At 64.7% G+C, this 17,356-nt stretch carries 18 protein-coding genes; 7 read left to right on the top strand and 11 right to left on the bottom strand.

Annotated features, from left to right (window positions below; all coding sequences use genetic code 11):
• Window positions 1-105 precede the first annotated feature (105 nt).
• The 4 genes from P6U30_RS03205 (at window position 106) to P6U30_RS03220 (ending at window position 4,595) form a co-directional block, all read left to right on the top strand.
• Window positions 106-780: a DUF938 domain-containing protein gene (locus P6U30_RS03205; RefSeq protein WP_407168099.1), complete on the top strand. Its 675-nt coding sequence runs from the start codon at window positions 106-108 to the stop codon at window positions 778-780.
• A 432-nt stretch (window positions 781-1,212) separates the two neighbouring features.
• Complete coding sequence (locus tag P6U30_RS03210; protein ID WP_407168100.1) at window positions 1,213-1,710, top strand: type II toxin-antitoxin system HicB family antitoxin; 498 nt, start codon at window positions 1,213-1,215, stop codon at window positions 1,708-1,710.
• A gap of 293 nt (window positions 1,711-2,003) precedes the next feature.
• Window positions 2,004-3,248, top strand: a complete 1,245-nt coding sequence (locus P6U30_RS03215; protein WP_407170341.1) for an MFS transporter — start codon at window positions 2,004-2,006, stop codon at window positions 3,246-3,248.
• 132 nt (window positions 3,249-3,380) lie between these two features.
• Entirely contained in the window at window positions 3,381-4,595 is a 1,215-nt protein-coding gene (locus tag P6U30_RS03220; RefSeq protein WP_407168101.1) for an MFS transporter, read from the top strand.
• Window positions 4,596-4,950: 355 nt separating this feature from the next.
• On the opposite strand, the gene P6U30_RS03225 is transcribed toward P6U30_RS03220, so the two are convergent.
• Window positions 4,951-5,385 (bottom strand): helix-turn-helix domain-containing protein, encoded by a 435-nt coding sequence (locus tag P6U30_RS03225; protein WP_407168102.1) that lies wholly within the window; start codon window positions 5,383-5,385, stop codon window positions 4,951-4,953.
• A gap of 106 nt (window positions 5,386-5,491) precedes the next feature.
• On the opposite strand from P6U30_RS03225, the gene P6U30_RS03230 reads away from it, so the two are divergent.
• Window positions 5,492-5,995 carry a DUF2938 domain-containing protein gene (locus tag P6U30_RS03230; RefSeq protein ID WP_407168103.1) on the top strand — a complete coding sequence of 168 codons (504 nt, stop codon included), beginning with the start codon at window positions 5,492-5,494 and terminating at the stop codon, window positions 5,993-5,995.
• Window positions 5,996-6,211: 216 nt separating this feature from the next.
• Here P6U30_RS03230 and P6U30_RS03235 read toward each other — a convergent pair whose 3' ends face one another.
• A complete protein-coding gene (locus tag P6U30_RS03235; RefSeq protein ID WP_407168104.1) occupies window positions 6,212-6,706 on the bottom strand; it encodes a VOC family protein in 495 nt (164 codons plus the stop codon).
• Between the two features lie 136 nt (window positions 6,707-6,842).
• The gene (locus tag P6U30_RS03240; protein ID WP_407168105.1) at window positions 6,843-7,388 is read right to left on the bottom strand and encodes a carboxymuconolactone decarboxylase family protein; all 546 of its coding nucleotides are present in this window, start codon (window positions 7,386-7,388) and stop codon (window positions 6,843-6,845) included.
• A 165-nt stretch (window positions 7,389-7,553) separates the two neighbouring features.
• On the opposite strand from P6U30_RS03240, the gene P6U30_RS03245 reads away from it, so the two are divergent.
• Together P6U30_RS03245 and P6U30_RS03250 are read left to right on the top strand one after the other, a co-directional pair.
• Complete coding sequence (locus P6U30_RS03245) at window positions 7,554-8,738, top strand: acyl-CoA dehydrogenase family protein (protein WP_407168106.1); 1,185 nt, start codon at window positions 7,554-7,556, stop codon at window positions 8,736-8,738.
• Between the two features lie 154 nt (window positions 8,739-8,892).
• Window positions 8,893-10,032, top strand: coding sequence for an acyl-CoA dehydrogenase family protein (locus P6U30_RS03250; protein WP_407168107.1), 1,140 nt, complete (start codon window positions 8,893-8,895; stop codon window positions 10,030-10,032).
• A 233-nt stretch (window positions 10,033-10,265) separates the two neighbouring features.
• Here the strand turns inward: P6U30_RS03250 and P6U30_RS03255 are convergent, their stop codons facing one another.
• From P6U30_RS03255 to P6U30_RS03290, 8 genes are all read right to left on the bottom strand, one after another.
• Window positions 10,266-11,303 carry an amino acid ABC transporter substrate-binding protein gene (locus P6U30_RS03255; protein WP_407168108.1) on the bottom strand — a complete coding sequence of 346 codons (1,038 nt, stop codon included), beginning with the start codon at window positions 11,301-11,303 and terminating at the stop codon, window positions 10,266-10,268.
• A 55-nt stretch (window positions 11,304-11,358) separates the two neighbouring features.
• A complete protein-coding gene (locus tag P6U30_RS03260; protein WP_407168109.1) occupies window positions 11,359-11,952 on the bottom strand; it encodes a L,D-transpeptidase in 594 nt (197 codons plus the stop codon).
• Window positions 11,953-12,114: 162 nt separating this feature from the next.
• Window positions 12,115-12,243: a DUF2474 domain-containing protein gene (locus tag P6U30_RS03265; RefSeq protein ID WP_407168110.1), complete on the bottom strand. Its 129-nt coding sequence runs from the start codon at window positions 12,241-12,243 to the stop codon at window positions 12,115-12,117.
• Window positions 12,243-13,253, bottom strand: coding sequence for a cytochrome d ubiquinol oxidase subunit II (gene cydB, locus P6U30_RS03270; RefSeq protein WP_407168111.1), 1,011 nt, complete (start codon window positions 13,251-13,253; stop codon window positions 12,243-12,245). Before cydB ends, P6U30_RS03265 begins: the two co-directional genes overlap by 1 nt.
• Window positions 13,250-14,656, bottom strand: coding sequence for a cytochrome ubiquinol oxidase subunit I (locus tag P6U30_RS03275; protein ID WP_407168112.1), 1,407 nt, complete (start codon window positions 14,654-14,656; stop codon window positions 13,250-13,252). Before P6U30_RS03275 ends, cydB begins: the two co-directional genes overlap by 4 nt.
• Before the next feature lie 232 nt (window positions 14,657-14,888).
• Complete coding sequence (locus tag P6U30_RS03280) at window positions 14,889-15,467, bottom strand: redoxin domain-containing protein (protein ID WP_407168113.1); 579 nt, start codon at window positions 15,465-15,467, stop codon at window positions 14,889-14,891.
• A 19-nt stretch (window positions 15,468-15,486) separates the two neighbouring features.
• Window positions 15,487-16,185 (bottom strand): cytochrome c biogenesis CcdA family protein, encoded by a 699-nt coding sequence (locus tag P6U30_RS03285; protein ID WP_407168114.1) that lies wholly within the window; start codon window positions 16,183-16,185, stop codon window positions 15,487-15,489.
• A 457-nt stretch (window positions 16,186-16,642) separates the two neighbouring features.
• A complete protein-coding gene (locus P6U30_RS03290) occupies window positions 16,643-17,254 on the bottom strand; it encodes a sigma-70 family RNA polymerase sigma factor (protein ID WP_407149978.1) in 612 nt (203 codons plus the stop codon).
• Window positions 17,255-17,356: the final 102 nt, after the last annotated feature.

Genomic DNA, 17,356 nt, shown 5'->3' on the forward strand with positions numbered 1-17,356 from the left:
TCCGCTCGCGGCTCAGTGTGACGGGGAGGCAACGACGGCGCCTTGCGGTTCCGCTTTTGCCGGTTGCGGTGGCACGGTTTACATACGGCCAAGGGGAGAGGCGCGGTGGCAGGATATGTCGCGGAGTTCGGCAAGAATGGCCGGCCGGTGGAGGCGGACGGGCGGCTCGATGCGGCGGCGTTCCATCGCAACCATCAGCCGATCTGGGCCGTCCTGAAGGATTATCTCGCCGGCCAGTCCGGTGACGTGCTGGAAGTCGGCAGCGGCACCGGCCAGCATGTCGTCTATTTCGCAGGCCGGACGCCCGACATCACCTGGTGGCCGAGCGACCTTCATGCCGCCCATCTGCGCAGTATCGAGGCTTGGCGCACGCATGCCGGCCTTGCCAACATCCAGCCGCCGCAGCCGATCGACCTGTCCGATCCGGCCTGGTCGCCGGCGCCATCGGCAGCCAAAGGTCCGGACAAGCTGCTCGCGATCTTCTGTGCCAACGTGATCCACATTGCGCCCTGGTGCGTCGCCGAGGGGCTGTTTGCCGGCGCCGCCAGGCACCTACGCTCCGGCGGGAAACTGTTCCTCTATGGTCCGTTCAAGCGCGGCGGCAAGCACACAGCGCTCAGCAATGCGGTGTTCGACACCTCCTTGCGCGAGCGCGACGCGGAATGGGGCGTGCGCGATATCGCCGACCTTGAAAAGCTCGCCGACAGCGTCGGGCTGAAGTTGGCCGAGACGTTCGAGATGCCGGCCAACAACATGATCCTGGTGTTTTCCAAGGACTAAGGCGTGATGAGATGAGATTGAGCTGGAGCGGCGGCGGTGCTTCACCTCTCCCTTGGGAGAGGCATAGGCCGCCTTCGGCGGCCGTCCCTAGGAGAACGCCGAAGCGCTGCTTCGGCTACGGCGCAGCGCCGGGTGAGGGATTACGGTCTCTCGTTAGTACCGCGGCCCCTCACCCGATTGGCTGCGCCAATCGACCTCTCCCCGTCGGGGAGAGGTGAACCGAACGCGTGGCTAAAACCTATTCGATCTAAATTCATCGCGCTTTAGCTGCGTTCATCGGTCGCCATCGATCCAGCCGGTCGCTGTGCTTCAGGAGCACGTAGCCATAGGCAGCGCGGATAATACGAAGCTCGGATCGCTGTCGGCCCAGATATGTGTCATTTGACACACCGCTGTGTGTTAAGTAGCATACTCCCACCACGGAGGGCCAGAATGAAGAGGCGGCTTTATCCGGCCGTGCTGGAGCGCGGCCCGCGGGGCGCGTTCGGCGCATGGTTTCCCGATTTTCCGGGCTGCGTGGCCGGAGGCAGATCGCAGGAAGAGGCGATCGAGCGCGCCGAGCATGCACTGGCCCAGGCGGTCGACGGCTGGGTCGAGCAGGGGCGCGCGCTGCCGGAGCCGACGGCGATCGAGCGCATCGTCCCGCCCAAAGGCTCCGACGTCGCCGCGTTCTTTATGGTCGGCGTCGACCCGCCCGATCCGTCCGAGCGCGTCAATGTCTATCTGCCGAAAAGCCTGATCGCGCGGATCGACAAGCGTGCCGCTGAACTCGGCATGAGCCGTTCCAGCTATTTCGGCTTCGCGAGCTCGCTGGCACTCGAATGGCCCGGCGGATTTCCGCGTGGCGCTCCCATCACGCCGCGATCGAAGGTGCACAAGACCGGCGCACTGCGTGCCGAGAGGCGACCGGGCAAGAAACCCGCGCGGTAGGAGACATGCGATGCCGTGCATGTGACGTCGTCCTGGCGAAAGCCAGGACCCATTGCCCCGAATGCCCGTTATTGAGCTTAGCTGGGGCCACGATCCCTCTCGAATAAGGTCCGTTGGTTATGGGTCCTGGCTTTCGCCAGGACGACGCCAGAGTGTGAGTTGTTCGACCCGGCCATCCCTCGTGCGTCTCCCGCATGGCCTACGTCTGTTTGCGTCGGTTGATCGTCCTGAGTCCGCTCTCCATAGTGCCCGCGATTGGAGGCTCCCGCCGGGGCTTCGATGCGGGAATGCCGATGATCGACGTGACAGTTTTGGACGAGGCGGCCGACGATGCGCGGGCGCGCGGCAACGTATTGCGGCTCGCTGCGGCGCAGGCGCTGACCGGCGCCAATTCGGCCGTGATCTTCGCCACCGGCTCGATCGTCGGCGCCACGCTGGCACCTAACATCTCGCTCGCGACCGTGCCGCTCTCGATGTATGTGCTCGGGCTTGCCGCGGGCACGCTGCCGACCGGCGCGATCTCCCGCGCCTATGGCCGCCGCATCGCCTTCATCGTCGGCACCGGTTGCGGCACGCTCACCGGCTTGCTCGGTGCCTGGGCTATCCTGCATTCGTCATTCTGGCTGTTCTGCGCCGCGACCTTCCTCGGTGGCCTCTATGGCGCCGTGGCGCAATCGTATCGCTTCGCCGCGGCCGATGGCGCGAGCGCTGCGTTTCGGCCCAAGGCGGTGTCGTGGGTGATGGCGGGCGGCGTGTTCGCCGGCGTGCTCGGCCCGCAGCTCGTGCAGTGGACCATGGACGTGTGGCCGCCCTATCTGTTCGCCTTCTCCTTCGTGATGCAGGCGCTGGTCGCGCTGGTTGCGATGGCGGTGCTGTCCGGCGTCGACGCGCCGAAGCCCGCCGCGGCGGACCTGCATGGCGGCCGTCCGCTGCTCGAGATCGCGAAGCAGCCGCGCTTCATCGCCGCCGCGCTGTGCGGCGCGATCGCCTATCCGATGATGAACCTCGTGATGACCTCGGCGCCGCTCGCCATGAAGATGTGCGGGCTCACGGTGAGCGATTCCAATTTCGGCATTCAATGGCATATCGTGGCGATGTACGGACCGAGCTTCTTCACCGGCTCCCTGATCGCGCGATTCGGCGCGCCTGTGATCGTGGCGCTCGGCCTCGTCCTCGAAGCGGTGGCCGCGATGATCGGGCTGTCCGGCATCACCGCGCCGCACTTCTGGGCGACGCTGATCGTGCTCGGGCTCGGCTGGAATTTCGCTTTCGTCGGCGCTTCCGCGCTGGTGCTGGAAACGCACTGGCCGCAGGAACGCAACAAGGTGCAAGCCTTCAACGATTTCCTTGTCTTCGGCATGATGGCGATCGGCTCGTTCTCCTCCGGCCAGTTGCTCGCCCATTACGGCTGGAATGCCGTCAACATGGTGGTCTTCCCGCCGGTGGTGCTCGGGCTCGCGGTGCTGTCGCTCGCCTCGGTCGCAAAGCGCCGGGCGCGATTGCGGGCGGGAGACGAGATCCCGGGTCCCATCGGCTAGGCATGAACGCGGTTCCCCGCCGCCAATTGCTGACACTTCGATCTGAATCGAAGTGATTGCCTTGCATGGCTATTTACATCGTCAGAACCGACGATTCCCTGTCATGACGGCGTGAGAAGCAAGAGCAACAAGATGGACGCATCCTCATACGCCCCGCCCGATGAGACTTCGCTGCGCTACGAGGGTTGGCGCATCGTCGTCGTCTGCTTCCTGCTTGCGACCTTCGGCTGGGGGCTCGGCTTCTACGGTCAGAGCGTCTATGTCGCCGAGCTGCAGCGGCTGCACGGCTGGCCGGCCTCACTGATCTCCTCGGGCACCACCTTCTTCTATTTGTTCGGCGCCGCGCTCGTTGCCTTCGTCAGCGAGGCGATCAAGGCGTTCGGTCCACGCAAATGCCTGATCGCGGGCACGCTTGCGATGGCCGCCGCTTCGGTTGCGATCGGCGAGGTGCGCGAGCCCTGGCAGCTCTATCTCGCGGACGCCTTGCTCGCCTTCGGTTGGGCCGGCACCAGCCTCGCCATCATCACCAATACGCTCGGCCTGTGGTTCGACAGGAAGCGCGGCATGGCGATCAGCCTCGCGCTCAATGGCGCGAGCTTCGGCGGCATTGTCGGCGTACCGCTGCTGGTGGCGGGCATCGGGGCGTTCGGCTTTTCCGGCGCGATGATCGCAGCCAGCGCGCTGCTCATCGTGGTGATGGTGCCGGTGATCTTGATCCTTGTCGGCCAGCCGCCGGCGCACCTCCGCGCAGTCTCCTTGGCCGCCGCCGACGCGCCGTCGGCCACGCAGCTCCGTGCCCGCGCGCTGCGCGATATCAACTTCCTGTCGGTCTCGGTTGCATTCGCCCTGGTGCTGTTTGCCCAGGTCGGCTTCATCGTCCACCTGATCGCATTCCTGGATCAGACGATCGGGCGCGAGCGCGCCACGATCGCGATCGCGCTGTTGACCGCGATGGCGGTGGTCGGCCGCGTCTCGTTCTCCTTCGTGATCGACAGGCTGAACCAGCGGCTGGCATCGGCGCTGTCCTTCGCCAGCCAGGCGGTCGCGCTGCTCGTCATCATCAATCTGGACAACGATGTCGCACAGATCGCGGCCTGCGGGCTGTTCGGCTTCTCCGTCGGGAACCTGATCACGCTGCCGTCGCTGATCATTCAGCGCGAGTTCGATCCGCGGGCCTTCGGTGTGCTCGTCAGCCTGCTCACGGCCATCAACCAGGTGACCTATTCCTTCGGCCCGGGCGTGATCGGATTGCTGCACGACCTTTCCGGCAGCTACACATTGCCGTTCTATGGCTGCATCGCTCTCGAGCTGATCGCGGCTGTTGTGATCATGATGAAGAGGACTTAGCTCCGGATAGAGCGAAGCTAATTTCCACCTCCCCTTGAAAAGGGGAGGTCGCTTTGCTCGCCAGAGCAAAGCGGGTGGGGATCCACTCTCTCCGCATGCAGCGTCGCTCGCGGCTGACCCCCATCCCGACCTTCCCCCTTTTTCAGGGTAGGGCAATCGCATTTGGGAGAAAAGCGCCCTGCGGCCATCCTTCGAGACGCCGCTCCGCGGCTCCTCAGGATGAGGTCTTGTGTTGCGGCACAATAGTAGACCCTCATGGTGAGGAGCGCCGCTTGCGGCGCGTCTCGAACCACGAGGCCGAGTATGTGCGCAGCCGCCCAAGGCGGCACATGCGATAGACCTGCCTTTCAGGGGGCTACGATCGCTGTCGTGATTTCCGCACCTTCTTCTCGCCGATCTTGCCGGCCGCCGCAACACGCAGCAGGCGACGGAAGGTCGGGCATTCCATGTGGCTCGGCGCGGGGCAGGCGGCGGCGTGGCGCAAGCCGTCGCGCATGGCGTTGAGCTTGCGAATGGTCCGGTCGAGCTCCTCCGCCTTGGCTGCCAGCTTGCGGCGATCGATCCGTGGCCGGCCATCCGGCGCAAACATCGTCCCGATCTCGTCGAGCGAGAAGCCGGCGGCGCGGCCGAGCGCGATCAGCGAAAGCCGATCCAGCACGGCCGGGTCGAACAGGCGGCGCAGTCCCCGCCGTCCATGCGAAGCGATCAGCCCCTTCTCCTCATAGAAGCGCAGGGTCGAGGCGCGCACTCCCGACATTTGCGCGAGCTCGGCGATATCGATGTCCCTCACGGCCTTGACCTCAAGTTAACTTGAACTGGCAGAGTGCAGCCATCCGCTTGCTCCAGGCAAGCATCACGACGGGCAAGAACGCAAGAAGACATCATGGATGACGTGCATGGCTGAGGCCGCAGAGTATTTGACAGCCGCGGTGCTGATCGGGGCGGGGGCTACGGCCGTGATGGACGTCTGGGGGATCATCCGCGAGCGGCTGCTCGGTATCCGATCTCTGGACTATGCGCTGGTCGGCCGCTGGCTCGGCCATCTCGTGCGCGGGCGCCTCTGTCACGACCGGATCGCCGCCTCACCCGCGATCGCCGGCGAGCGATCGATCGGATGGATCGCGCATTATCTGATCGGGATCGGCTTGGCGGGCCTGTTGCTTGCGATCGTCGGTCTCGATTGGGCGCGTTGTCCAACGCTTGCCCCGGCGCTGATCGTCGGAATTGCCAGTGTGGCCGCGCCGTTCCTGGTGATGCAGCCCGCCATGGGCGCCGGCATCGCCGCGAGCCGGACGCCTGATCCGACCGCCGCGCGGCTGCACAGCCTCGTGACGCATGCGGTGTTCGGCGCCGGGCTCTACATCGCGGCCTGGCTGGCGCGTCCGTTGTTGGCGCCGTAGCCCCGGAGGGAGCCCACGGGTCGCGCGAACGCGCGCCCGCGGACAGGCTCCGCGTAATCCGAACCCCCTTTTTCACCTCCCCTTGAAAAGGAGAGGTCGCTTTGCTCGCCGAGCAAAGCGGGTGGGGATCTGCTCTCTCCTCAAACAGCATCGTTCGCGGCTGACCCCCATCCCGACCTTCCCCCTTTCAGGGGGAAGGGGAAGCCGGCCACGAAGCTAGATCGCGCGCTGCTTCAGGAGATCCTCGAGGTCGAGCCGCCTGGTGAACATCGCGAGCTTGCCGTCGGCCGTGCGCGGCCATTCGGCCTCGGGCCGGTCCCAGTAGAGCTCGACGCCGTTCTCGTCGGGATCGCGCAGGTACAATGCCTGGCTGACACCGTGATCGCTGGCGCCGTCGAGTGGAATGCCGGCGGTGAGCACGCGATGCAGCGCGTCGGCGAGCGCCGCGCGGGTTGGATAGAGGATGGCGGTGTGGAACAGGCCGGTGGTTCCGGGTGGCGGCGGATGGCCGCCCTTGCTCTCCCAGGTGTTGAGGCCGATGTGGTGGTGATAGCCGCCGGCCGAGATGAAGGCGGCGCCGGAGCCCATGCGCTGCTGCAGCTCGAAGCCGAGCACGCCGCAATAGAAGCCGAGCGCGCGATCGAGGTCGGCGACTTTGAGGTGGACATGCCCGATCCGGGTGCCCACGATGATGGGAGGGGTCTGCGACACGTTCCGGCTCCGCTGGCGTACGGCTTCCCGGCCGCGGGAAGCCTTTCAATCTGATATAGTCAGAATCCGCGGATCGTAGAGCGGTCGATCCGGAAACCCAAGGTTTCCGGAAGCGTCTCAGTTGCGGGCCGAAGACTTACGCCAACTCCGACAGTTCGCCGCCGGGCACCTCGAACTCGAACGTGTTCAGCGTCATCGACACCATGGTGTAGTAGCCGCACAACCCGATGATCTCGACCACGCCGCGCAGGCTCAGCAGTTCGACCGCCTCGTCGTACAGCGGCTTGGCCACGCCGTGGCCCTCGTGCAGCGACTTGGCGAGCTCGTAGATCATCTTGGCCTTGGGATCGTCGAAGGTCGGGACGCGCCGCACCCGGATGTCTTCGATGATCTTCGGATCGAGGCCGCCTTTCAGCGCCAGGCGCTTGTGCGCATACCACTCGTAATGCGCGGTCCAGTGCCGGGCGGTGACCAGGATCGCGATCTCCGACAGCTTTGCCGGAAACACCGTGTCGAAACGCAGCACTTCGCCAAGGCGCGTGGCGTGCCGCGCCATCTCCGGGCTGTTGAGCCAGGCCATCATCGGCGCCGGCGGGGCCCCGCGCTTGCCGGCGATAGACTCGTCATAGGTTTCCTTCTGGGCGGCGTTCATTTCGCCAGGCGAAAGGAGTTTGAGCCGCATGTCCGTTTCCTCTTGTTTTTCAATCGTTACCCCATCTCGCGCATACACCCGATCGGGCGGAGTGACCAGCGACGGCTGCGCATGGCGCGCTCGCAAGACATATTGAATTCCACGGGGCGCTGGCTAAGGTCGATTCAATTCATCGATTTTGACCGGAAACGCACCATGGCTGACCTCGAGAAATTCCGCAGTGAGACCCGCGCCTGGCTGGAGCAGAATTGCCCGCCGGAGATGCGCAAGCCGATGACGTCGGATGGCGATACGTTCTGGGGCGGGCGTAACGCCAAGTTCTCCTCCGAGCCGCAGCGCGTCTGGTTCGAGCGCATGCGCGACAAGGGCTGGACCGTGCCGCACTGGCCGACGGAGTATGGCGGCGGCGGCCTCGACGGCGAGGAAGCCAAGATCGTCCGCCAGGAGATGGCAGCAATCGGCGCGCGACAGCCGCTCACCTCGTTCGGCATCTCCATGCTCGGGCCGGCGCTGCTGAAATACGGCACCGAGGAACAGAAGAAGGAACATCTGCCTGACATCACCGCGGGCCTGATCCGCTGGTGTCAGGGCTATTCCGAACCGAACGCCGGTTCCGATCTCGCCTCGCTGCAGACCCGAGCCGAGAGCGACGGCGACGACTACATCATCAATGGCCAGAAGATCTGGACCTCCTACGCCAACTATGCCGACTGGATCTTCTGCCTGGTCCGCACCGATCCGGCGGCGAAGAAGCACGACGGCATCAGCTTCATCCTGTTCGACATGACGTCGAAGGGCGTGTCCACCAAGCCGATCCTGCTGATCTCAGGCTATTCGCCGTTCTGCGAAACCTTCTTCGACAATGTGCGGGTGCCGAAGTCGCACGTCGTGGGTCAGGTCAACCGTGGCTGGGACGTCGCCAAGTATCTGCTGCAGCACGAGCGCGCGATGATCTCGGGGATGGGCGAGCGCGGCGTCGGCCGTCCGCTCGGCCAGATCGCGGCCGATTCCGTCGGCGCGGACGCGCAAGGCAAGCTCGACGATGCGCAGTTGCGCAGCCAGATCGCGACCTTCGAAGTCGACGAGGCGGCGCTCGCCGCCGCCGCGGAACGCGCGGTCGATCTCGCCAAGGCCGGGCAATCGCATCCGGCGTTCTCGTCGGCGATGAAATATTATGGCACCGAGCTCAACAAGCGCCGCTACGAGATCCTGATGTCGGCGGGCGGCATCGACGCGCTGGAGTGGGAAAGCGAGCGCTCCAGGGGCGGCGCCCGGCCGCGCGCCTGGCTGCGCACCAAGGCGAACTCGATCGAGGGCGGCACGAGCGAGGTGATGCTCGGCATCGTCGCCAAGCGCATCCTCGATTTGCCGGGGGCGTGATTGCAAATTCCTCATCCTGAGGAGCGCGGAACGCGCGTCTCGAAGGATGAGGCCCCGATATCGGCCTCATGGTTCGAGACGGCGCCAGAGCGCCTCCTCACCATGAGGGGCAACAGTGAAAATCAATCGAAGATATCTAGAGCGGAATCCACCAATGGCCCTCGTCCTCACCGAAGAACAATCCATGCTGCGCGACAGCGCGCGCGGCCTCATCAGCGACAAGGCGCCGGTATCGCATCTGCGCAGCTTGCGCGACTCCAAGGATGCCACCGGCTTCTCCCGCGAGCTCTGGAAGACCTTTGCCGAGATGGGCTTCTCCGGTCTCCTGGTGCCGGAAAAATTCGGCGGCAGCGGGCTCGGCTGCGTCGAGGCCGGCATCGTGATGGAGGAGATCGGCCGCACCTTGATGCCCTCGCCGTTTCTGGCGACATCAGTGGTGGCGGCATCGGCGCTGTCGCGCGGCGGCAGCGAGGCGCAGAAGGCGCAGCACCTGCCGAAGATTTCCGACGGCTCATTGCTCGCTGCGCTCGCCATCGACGAGGGCGCCAAGCATCGCCCGCTGCAGACCAAGCTGCAGGCGGCGCGTTCCGGCAACGGCTTCAATCTCTCGGGCGACAAGGCGTTCGTGGTCGACGGCCACACCGCTGATCTGCTGATCGTCGCGGCGCGCACGGCGGGCGCCGCCGGCGACAAGAACGGGCTGACACTGTTCCTGGTCGATCCCAAGGCGAAGGGCCTCGCGGTCGAACGTACCGCGATGGTCGATTCGCATAATGCGGCGCGCATCGTGTTCGACAATGTCGAGGTCAATGCCGGCAGCGTGCTCGGTGAGGTCGATCAGGGAAGTGGGCTGCTCGAGGGCGTGCTCAATGTCGGCCGCGGCGCGGTCGCCTCCGAAATGGTCGGCCTGAGCGAAGAGGTGTTCGGCCGCACGGTGACCTACCTCAAGGAGCGCAAGCAGTTCGGCAAGGCGATCGGTGAATTCCAGGCGCTGCAGCACCGGGCTGCCCAACTTTATATCGAGATCGAGATCACCCGTGCCGCTGTGCTGAAGGCGCTGCAGGCGCTCGATGCCGACATCGACAAGGCCGGCACCGCGGTCGCGGTCGCCAAGGCGCGCGCGGGCACCACGGCGACGCAGGCCGTGCAGGAAGGCGTGCAGATGCATGGCGGCATGGGCATGACCGACCAGTTCGACATCGGCTTCTTCATGAAGCGCGCCCGGGTTTGCCAGGAGCTGTTCGGCGACAGCAATTTCCACGCCGATCAATTGGCGCGCTGCAAGGGGTATTGAGGGCAGGTGTCTCGCCGCACACTACACTGTCATCGCCCGGCTTGCCGCCTCCGCTAAAGCTTCGGCGGGCCTGAATCGCAGGCCTCGTCGAAGCCTTGGTGGAGACGGGACCGGGCGACCCAGTATTCCAGAGACGCCAGCACTCGAATCGAGAGGCCGCGGCGTACTGGATCACCCGCTTTCGCGGGTGATGACAGTTGAGGCTGTGGCAGAGCGCGTCCGCTAAACCGTCGTCACCGGATCGGCGGCGCGTATTGGACGCCGCCGGCGTTCCAGAGCTGGTTCATGCCACGCGGGATCTTCAGGTTGGAGCCGCTGCCGACGTTGCGGTCGTAGACCTCGCCATAATTGCCGACGTGGCGGATGATGCGCACGGCCCAGTCCTTGGTCAGGCCGAGATCCTCGCCATAGCTGCCCTCGGTGCCGACCAGCCGCATCACCTCGGGCTTCTTCGACTTGAGCGCCTCGTCGATGTTCTTGGAGGTAATGCCGAGCTCCTCGGCGTTGATCATGGCATACAGCGTCCATTTCACGATCATCATCCAGTCGTCGTCGCGCAACCGCACCACCGGCGCAAGCGGCTCCTTTGAGATGATGTCGGCCAGGATGACCTGGTCGTTAGGCTTGGAAAGGTTGAGCCGCAGCGCGTAGAGCTGCGAGGCGTCCGACGTCAGGGTGTCGCACTGGCCGGAGTCGTAGGCCTTCACGACGTCGTCCAGCTTGTCGAACTTCATCTCCGTGTACTTCATGTTGTTGGCACGGAAGTAGTCGGCAAGGTTGAGCTGGGTCGTGGTGTTGGCCTGCACGCAGACCTTGCTGCCGTCCAGGTCGAGCGCGGAATCGATGTTGCGCGCACGCGGGATCATGAAGCCCTGGCCGTCATAGTAGGCGACCGCTGGGAAATAGAGGTCGTAATTGGTCTCGCGCGACATGCTCCAGGTCGAGTTGCGGGAGAGGATGTCGACCTTGCGGTCCTGCAACTCCTTGAAGCGTTCGCTGGCGTCGAGCGGGACGAACTTCGCCTTCGACGGATCGTCGAAGATGGCTGACGCCACCGCGCGGCAGAAGTCGACATCGAAGCCGGTCCAATTGCCCTTGTCGTCGGGAATCGAGAAGCCCGGCAGGCCCTTGTTGACGCCGCACAGCACCTCGCCGCGGCGCTGCGTGCGCTTCAGCGTGCGGGTGTCGTAGCGCTCGTAGGTGATGGCGGCGGCCGCGACCAGCACGGCGATCGCGAGCCCGATCGTCAGGCCGCCTCGAAATGTACGCATGGATGTATCTCGCCAATGAGGGAAAGTGAGTGGGCTGATGAAGGCGGGCTGGAGGCTAGAGTTGGGGCTTCTGCCGGACGATCACCTTGGTGCCGACCGGGACGCGGCCGTACAAATCCATGACGTCGGCGTTGACGAGGCGGAAGCAGCCCGAGGAGATCGCGGTGCCGATCGTGTCGGGCTGGTTGGTGCCGTGGATGCGGTAGACCGTGGTGCCGAGATACATCGCGCGCGCCCCGAGCGGATTGCCGGGGCCGCCCGCCATGAAACGCGGCAGGTAGGGCTGGCGTGCGATCATCTCCGGCGGAGGCGTCCAGTCCGGCCATTCCGCTTTGCGGGTGATGTTCAGAAGGCCCTGCCACTGGAAGCCTTCGCGGCCGACACCGATGCCGTAGCGCAGTGCGCGGCCGTTGCCCTGGACGAGATAAAGATGACGCTCGGCGGTGGAGATGATGATGGTGCCCGGTGCCTCGTTGGTGCGGTAGTACACGACCTGCTTCTGCCACTCCGGATCGAGCTGGTAGTTTTCGTCGGGGACCAGGCCGGGCTCGTCGACGTCGGGGCGGCTTTGCGCAAAGCCTTGCGACGTCGATAGCACCAGACCGACCACGGCGGTCACCATCCAGACCAGGTGGCGAAGTTTCGTCATGCAAAGCTCCCCTTCTCGGCGCAGGCCAACTGCCTGCGCCACTCAAATCGCGCGAACATCAAATCTCAGTGACAGCTTGATGGCAAGCTTGGGGCACGCACAGGTGGTATCCCGCTGTAATGCTTCCCGTTTTTGGATCGCCGCGTCACCGCTCGACCGAGCTCATCTCGGCGCGATCCAGAGTCGCAGGGCGAAGGAGACCAAGGCGACCGTGCCAACACCGCCGAGCCAAAGCGCAGCGAACCACAGGAGGCGCCGGCCGAGCGGGCGCGGGACAGGATCCGGCGGCATCAGTGGTACCCGTGTCCGGGCCGCACCTTGCCGCGGAATACCCAGTAGGCCCAGCCGGTGTAGCCGAGGATCAGCGGGATCAGCACCGCGACGCCGACCAGCATGAAGATCTGGCTGTTTTCCGGCGCAGCCGCCTGCCAGATCGTGATGCTCTGCGGCACGATATACGGGTACATGCTGATGCCGAGCCCGGCATAGGACAGCGCGAACAGCGCCAGCGACAGGAAGAACGGCTGGTAGTCGTACTTGTTGGTCAGCGCGCGCAGCAGCAGCACGGCAACGGCGGCGACCGCGATCGGCACCGGCGCGGTCAGGATGATATTCGGCCAGGCGAACCAGCGATGGGTGTATTGCACGTGCAGGAACGGCGTCGCGATGCTGACGGCGCCGATCGCGCAAAGCATCGCGATCAGAAGCACCCAACTCAAATGGTAAGCGCGGTCGCGCAAATTGCCTTCGGTCTTCATCACAAGCCAGGTGGCGCCCAGCAGCGCATAGCCGATCACCAGCGCCACGCCGGTCAGGATGCTGAACGGCGTCAGCCAGTCCCACCAGCCGCCGGCATATTGCCGTCCCTCGACATGGATGCCTTGCAGGATCGCGCCGAGCGCAATCCCCTGCGCCAGCGCCGCGAGCAGCGAGCCGCCGGCGAAGGCGATATCCCACTTGTTGCGCGCCTTCTGCGTCCGCCAGCGGAATTCGAACGCGACGCCGCGGAACACTAGGCCAAGCAACATCGCAATGACAGGCGTGTAGAGCGCCGGCATCAGCACCGCATAGGCCAGCGGAAACGCCGCCATCATGCCGCCGCCGCCGAGCACCAGCCAGGTCTCGTTGCCGTCCCATACCGGCGCCACGCTGTTCATGATCACGTCGCGGTCGGCCTTCTGCGGAAACAGCGGAAACAGGATGCCGAGGCCGAGGTCGAAGCCGTCCATCACGACGTAGACGAACACGGCGAAGGCGATGATGAAGGCCCAGATCGTGGCGAGGTCGGCGGCGAAGCTCATCGTGCGCCCTCCACGGCAGCGCCTGCGGCCGGCGTGATGCCGGCGGCGCGCGCCGGCAGGTCATGCGACGGGCCTTGCTCGCCATGATGCGGCGGCTGCGCCATCAGCCGCAGGATGTAGACCACGCCGGCGACGAACACGGCGAAATAGACGATGATGAAGGCGATCAGCGAGGAGCCGACCGCGGGCGCGGCGAGCGGCGAGACCGCATCGGCCGTTCGCAACAGTCCATAGACGGTGAATGGCTGCCGGCCGGTCTCGGTGGTGATCCAGCCGGCGAGCACGGCAATGAAGCCGGCCGGTCCCATCGCGATCGCGAACAGGTGCAGCAGCCGCGTCTCGTACATCTTTCCGCGCAGGCGCATCACGAGGCTGAACAGGCCGAGGCCCAAGATCAGGAAGCCGAGCCCGACCATGACGCGGAACGCCCAGAAGGTGATCGGCACCGGCGGCCAGTTCTCGCGCGGCACGGTGTCGAGGCCGGCCAGCGGAGCGTCGAGCGAGTGCTTCAGGATTAGCGACGACAGCTTCGGCACCTCGATCGCGTATTTCACCCTGGCATCGGCCATGTCGGGCCAGCCGAACAGCACCAGCGGCGCGCCGTCCTTGTGGCTCTGGAAGTGGCCTTCCATCGCCATCACCTTGGCGGGCTGATGCTCGAGCGTGTTGAGGCCGTGCTGGTCGCCGGCGAGGATCTGGATCGGCGCCACCAGCGTCGCCATCCACATCGCCATCGAGAACATCACGCGCGGGCCGGCGAGATGCTGGTCGCGCAGCAGATGAAAGGCGCCGACCGCACCGACCACGAGCGAGGTGGTGAGATACGCCGCCAGCACCATGTGCACGAGCCGGTAGGGGAATGACGGATTGAAGATCACCTTCAGCCAGTCGGCGGCGACGAACTGCCCGTCGGCATTGACGGTATAACCGGCCGGCGTCTGCATCCAGGAGTTGGCCGACAGGATCCAGAACGCCGAGATCAGCGTGCCGATCGCGACCATCAGCGTCGCGATAAAATGCAGCCTGTGGCCGACGCGTTCGAGCCCGAACAGCATCACGCCGAGGAAGCCCGCCTCGAGGAAGAACGCGGTCAGCACCTCATAGGCCATCATCGGGCCGATCACCGGGCCGGTCTTGTCCGCGAACGCCGACCAGTTGGTGCCGAACTGGTAGGACATCACGATGCCCGACACCACGCCCATGCCGAAAGCGACCGCGAAGATCTTCAGCCAGTAATTGAACAGGTTGATGTAGACATCGCGTCCGGTGGCAAGCCACAGCGCTTCCAGCACCGCGAGGTAGCTCGCAAGCCCGATCGAGAAAGCGGGGAACACGATGTGGAACGACATCGTGAAAGCAAACTGTGCGCGCGCGAGTACAACCGCATCCCAGCCTTCGAACATGACGCACCGTCCGTCGTCCATTCGGAGCGCAATCTGTCCGAAGACCGTCTTCCAGGTTTCGGGAGCGCGCCCACTCTGGAAGAACCCTAGCACGGCGGGGATGACCGACAATACGGGGCGGATTGTCCGAGGACGGCGATGCGATGGATACCATCGCATCGCCACCTCATCTCATTGTTCGGGCTCGATCTTTGCGGAAAAAACCATTCCGGTTTGCGCGGATTCAGCCCTCCTAGGCGCCGGCGTTGAGCAGCCGCGCGATGGTGCGGTCGATCTGCTCATACTGCCCTTCGCCGTCATGCTGGAAAACGATCTTGCCGTTCTGGTCGATGATGTACTGCGCCGGCCAATACTGATTGCGATAGGCGTTCCAGGTCTGCGAATTGTTGTCCTGCGCCACCGGATAGAGGATGCCGTGCCGCTTCAACGCCGCCTGCACATTCGAGGCGGAGCGCTCGAACGGGAATTCCGGCGTGTGGACCCCGATCACGACCAGGCCGCGATCCCGATACTTTGAATAAAGTTCGGTGACGTGCGGCAGGGTGTTGACGCAGTTGACGCAGCCATAGGTCCAGAAATCCACCAGCACGACCTTGCCGCGCAGATCGGCGAGCTTCAGCGGCTGTGAATTGAACCAGTTGCTGATGCCGACGAACTCGGGCGCGGTCCGGCTCTGCTCGGCCACCATGGCTGCGGTCATCGCAATGGGCCGCGCCGGCGCATCGGCCTCCGTGCACAGGCCGGGAATGACGGCGCCGCCCAGGCCAAGGCCGGCCACCAGCGCGGACACGGCAATCAAGCGCAGGGACATCGAGATCTCCTTTCGAGACTTACAGGCCAATCTGGCCGTTGGGATAAAAGCGGGTCAGCCACGCCACGATCAGCGTGTCGTATTGCAGGTATGAGAGTGCAGCGAATGCGACGATCACGACGCCGAAGCCCTGCTGCAGGCGCGGCGAAATCCGCGCGATGCTGCGCACGCGGCTGGTAACGGCCTGCCCGCCATAGGCGATTGCAAGCATCGGAATCGCCGCGCCGATCGCATAGGTAACGAGCTGCAGTCTCGCCCACGCGGTGTCATTTGCGGTCGCGATGATGGTGAGGATCGAGCCGAGCACCGGTCCAGCGCAGGGCGTCCACACCAGGCCAAGCGTGCCGCCGAGCAGAAAGCCGCCGAACAGCCCCTGTGACGGGACAGTGCCGGCGAGGTTGCCGCCGGTAGGGCCGGCCAGCCGGATCGACAGCCATTCGAACGGCGCCGGCCAGATCATGAGCAGACCGAAGCCGGCAAGCAGGATCGCAGCTCCCGTCCGCAGCACGTTCGGATCGAAATCGAAGGCGCGCGTGATCGCGCTCAGCAGCAACGCCACGATTGAGAATGACATCACGAAGCCGAGTGCGATCATCGCCGGCCGCGCCTTGCGGGTCTGGCCTATCGATACCCCGAGCAGGATTGGCAGCATCGGCAGGGTGCAAGGCGCGGCGACGGTCGCGACACCGGCGAGCAGCGCGAGAGCGAGACTGAGCATCGTGGTCCATCCGTCAGCAGTCCCGGCCTATCGAACAGTGCCGGGGACCCATGATGCTGTTCGCGGCAATGACTCACGGCGTTACGCGCTTCGCTCGCGCGCGCCGTCACGTCCATGTGAGACCAGCCGCGCTCGGCTTCACGAAGCCGCGCCGGAAGCTTCGTCGGATCCTGACCTGAGGGATCGACCCGCCAGACATAGAGCGACCCGGCAGGGGGGCATCCCGGCCGGGTCGTTGGAGGTCACTTGGGAGGTTAGCTTGGGAGGTTAACTTGGAAAGTCTCGAACCTGATTCACTAGATGGTGGCGTTGCGTCGTTGTTTAAGAGCGTAGCGATCGAATTTTTCGGGCCGATGTCGTGGTGTGTTTCAATTGTTTCGTCGCTGAACTTTTTCGGTTTCCCGGGCCGTCGGTCCGGCCCGCGTGATATTCATCTAATGTATTGAACTTGCTTTATTTACGCAGCGACGCTGTCGACGCCGGCACCCCTGAGGAGATCGGCGAGCTGCTTGCGGGCATAGAACATCCGGGTCTTCACCGTGCTCTGCGGGATCCCGATGATCAGCCCGGCCTCTTCGACCGACTTCTCATGATAGTAGACGAGGTTGATGATCTCGCGGTGGGCCGGCGACAGCTTGGCGACGCAGGCCCGCAGGATCTCACTGGTGGTGGTGCGATCGAGCGAGGTTTCCGGCGTGTCGGCGCCATCGGCGATTTCAAGCACGTCTTCCTGATCGATGTCTTCGTGCTTGCGCTGGCGCAGTGCGGTCAGCGCCTTGAAACGGGCGATCGACAGCAGCCAGGTCGAAACCTGCGAACGGCCCTCGAACTGCGAGGCGGTGCGCCAGACATCCAGGAACACCTGGCTGACCAGGTCTTCGGCGATCGTGCTGTCCCGCACCATGCGCAGCACGAAGCGGTAGACCCGAACGTTGTGACGGGAATACAGGACGTGCATCGCGGTGCGGTCACCGTTGGCGATGCTGGCGAGCAGCATTTCATCCGAGGTCGTGCGGGCAGCGGCAATATGCTTCTTGGCTGCGGCGTTGATGGCGATGACGTTCGGCATGACAGGCTCCCAATTCGCCGTTTGGCGGCGGTTCGTTGGGAGAATTGTTAGTGACTGCCCGTTTCCGGATGTCTGCGCGAAAAGGGGAAAATGGTTTCGTGA

It is taken from the genome of Bradyrhizobium sp. ORS 111 (assembly GCF_045571485.1).
Classification (GTDB): Bacteria; Pseudomonadota; Alphaproteobacteria; order Rhizobiales; family Xanthobacteraceae; genus Bradyrhizobium.

Bases quoted from the DNA above. Each gene is read 5' to 3' on its own strand.
- P6U30_RS03245 (WP_407168106.1), top strand. From the start codon at position 7,554: ATGGCTGACCTCGAGAAATTCCGCAGTGAGACCCGCGCCTGGCTGGAG.
- P6U30_RS03230 (WP_407168103.1), top strand. From the start codon at position 5,492: ATGGCTGAGGCCGCAGAGTATTTGACAGCCGCGGTGCTGATCGGGGCG.
- cydB (WP_407168111.1), bottom strand. From the start codon at position 13,253: ATGAGCTTCGCCGCCGACCTCGCCACGATCTGGGCCTTCATCATCGCC.
- P6U30_RS03255 (WP_407168108.1), bottom strand. From the start codon at position 11,303: ATGCGTACATTTCGAGGCGGCCTGACGATCGGGCTCGCGATCGCCGTG.
- P6U30_RS03275 (WP_407168112.1), bottom strand. From the start codon at position 14,656: ATGTTCGAAGGCTGGGATGCGGTTGTACTCGCGCGCGCACAGTTTGCT.
- P6U30_RS03215 (WP_407170341.1), top strand. From the start codon at position 2,004: ATGATCGACGTGACAGTTTTGGACGAGGCGGCCGACGATGCGCGGGCG.
- P6U30_RS03250 (WP_407168107.1), top strand. From the start codon at position 8,893: ATGGCCCTCGTCCTCACCGAAGAACAATCCATGCTGCGCGACAGCGCG.
- P6U30_RS03220 (WP_407168101.1), top strand. From the start codon at position 3,381: ATGGACGCATCCTCATACGCCCCGCCCGATGAGACTTCGCTGCGCTAC.
- P6U30_RS03265 (WP_407168110.1), bottom strand. From the start codon at position 12,243: ATGCCGCCGGATCCTGTCCCGCGCCCGCTCGGCCGGCGCCTCCTGTGG.
- P6U30_RS03285 (WP_407168114.1), bottom strand. From the start codon at position 16,185: ATGCTCAGTCTCGCTCTCGCGCTGCTCGCCGGTGTCGCGACCGTCGCC.
- P6U30_RS03210 (WP_407168100.1), top strand. From the start codon at position 1,213: ATGAAGAGGCGGCTTTATCCGGCCGTGCTGGAGCGCGGCCCGCGGGGC.
- P6U30_RS03260 (WP_407168109.1), bottom strand. From the start codon at position 11,952: ATGACGAAACTTCGCCACCTGGTCTGGATGGTGACCGCCGTGGTCGGT.
- P6U30_RS03290 (WP_407149978.1), bottom strand. From the start codon at position 17,254: ATGCCGAACGTCATCGCCATCAACGCCGCAGCCAAGAAGCATATTGCC.
- P6U30_RS03280 (WP_407168113.1), bottom strand. From the start codon at position 15,467: ATGTCCCTGCGCTTGATTGCCGTGTCCGCGCTGGTGGCCGGCCTTGGC.
- P6U30_RS03240 (WP_407168105.1), bottom strand. From the start codon at position 7,388: ATGCGGCTCAAACTCCTTTCGCCTGGCGAAATGAACGCCGCCCAGAAG.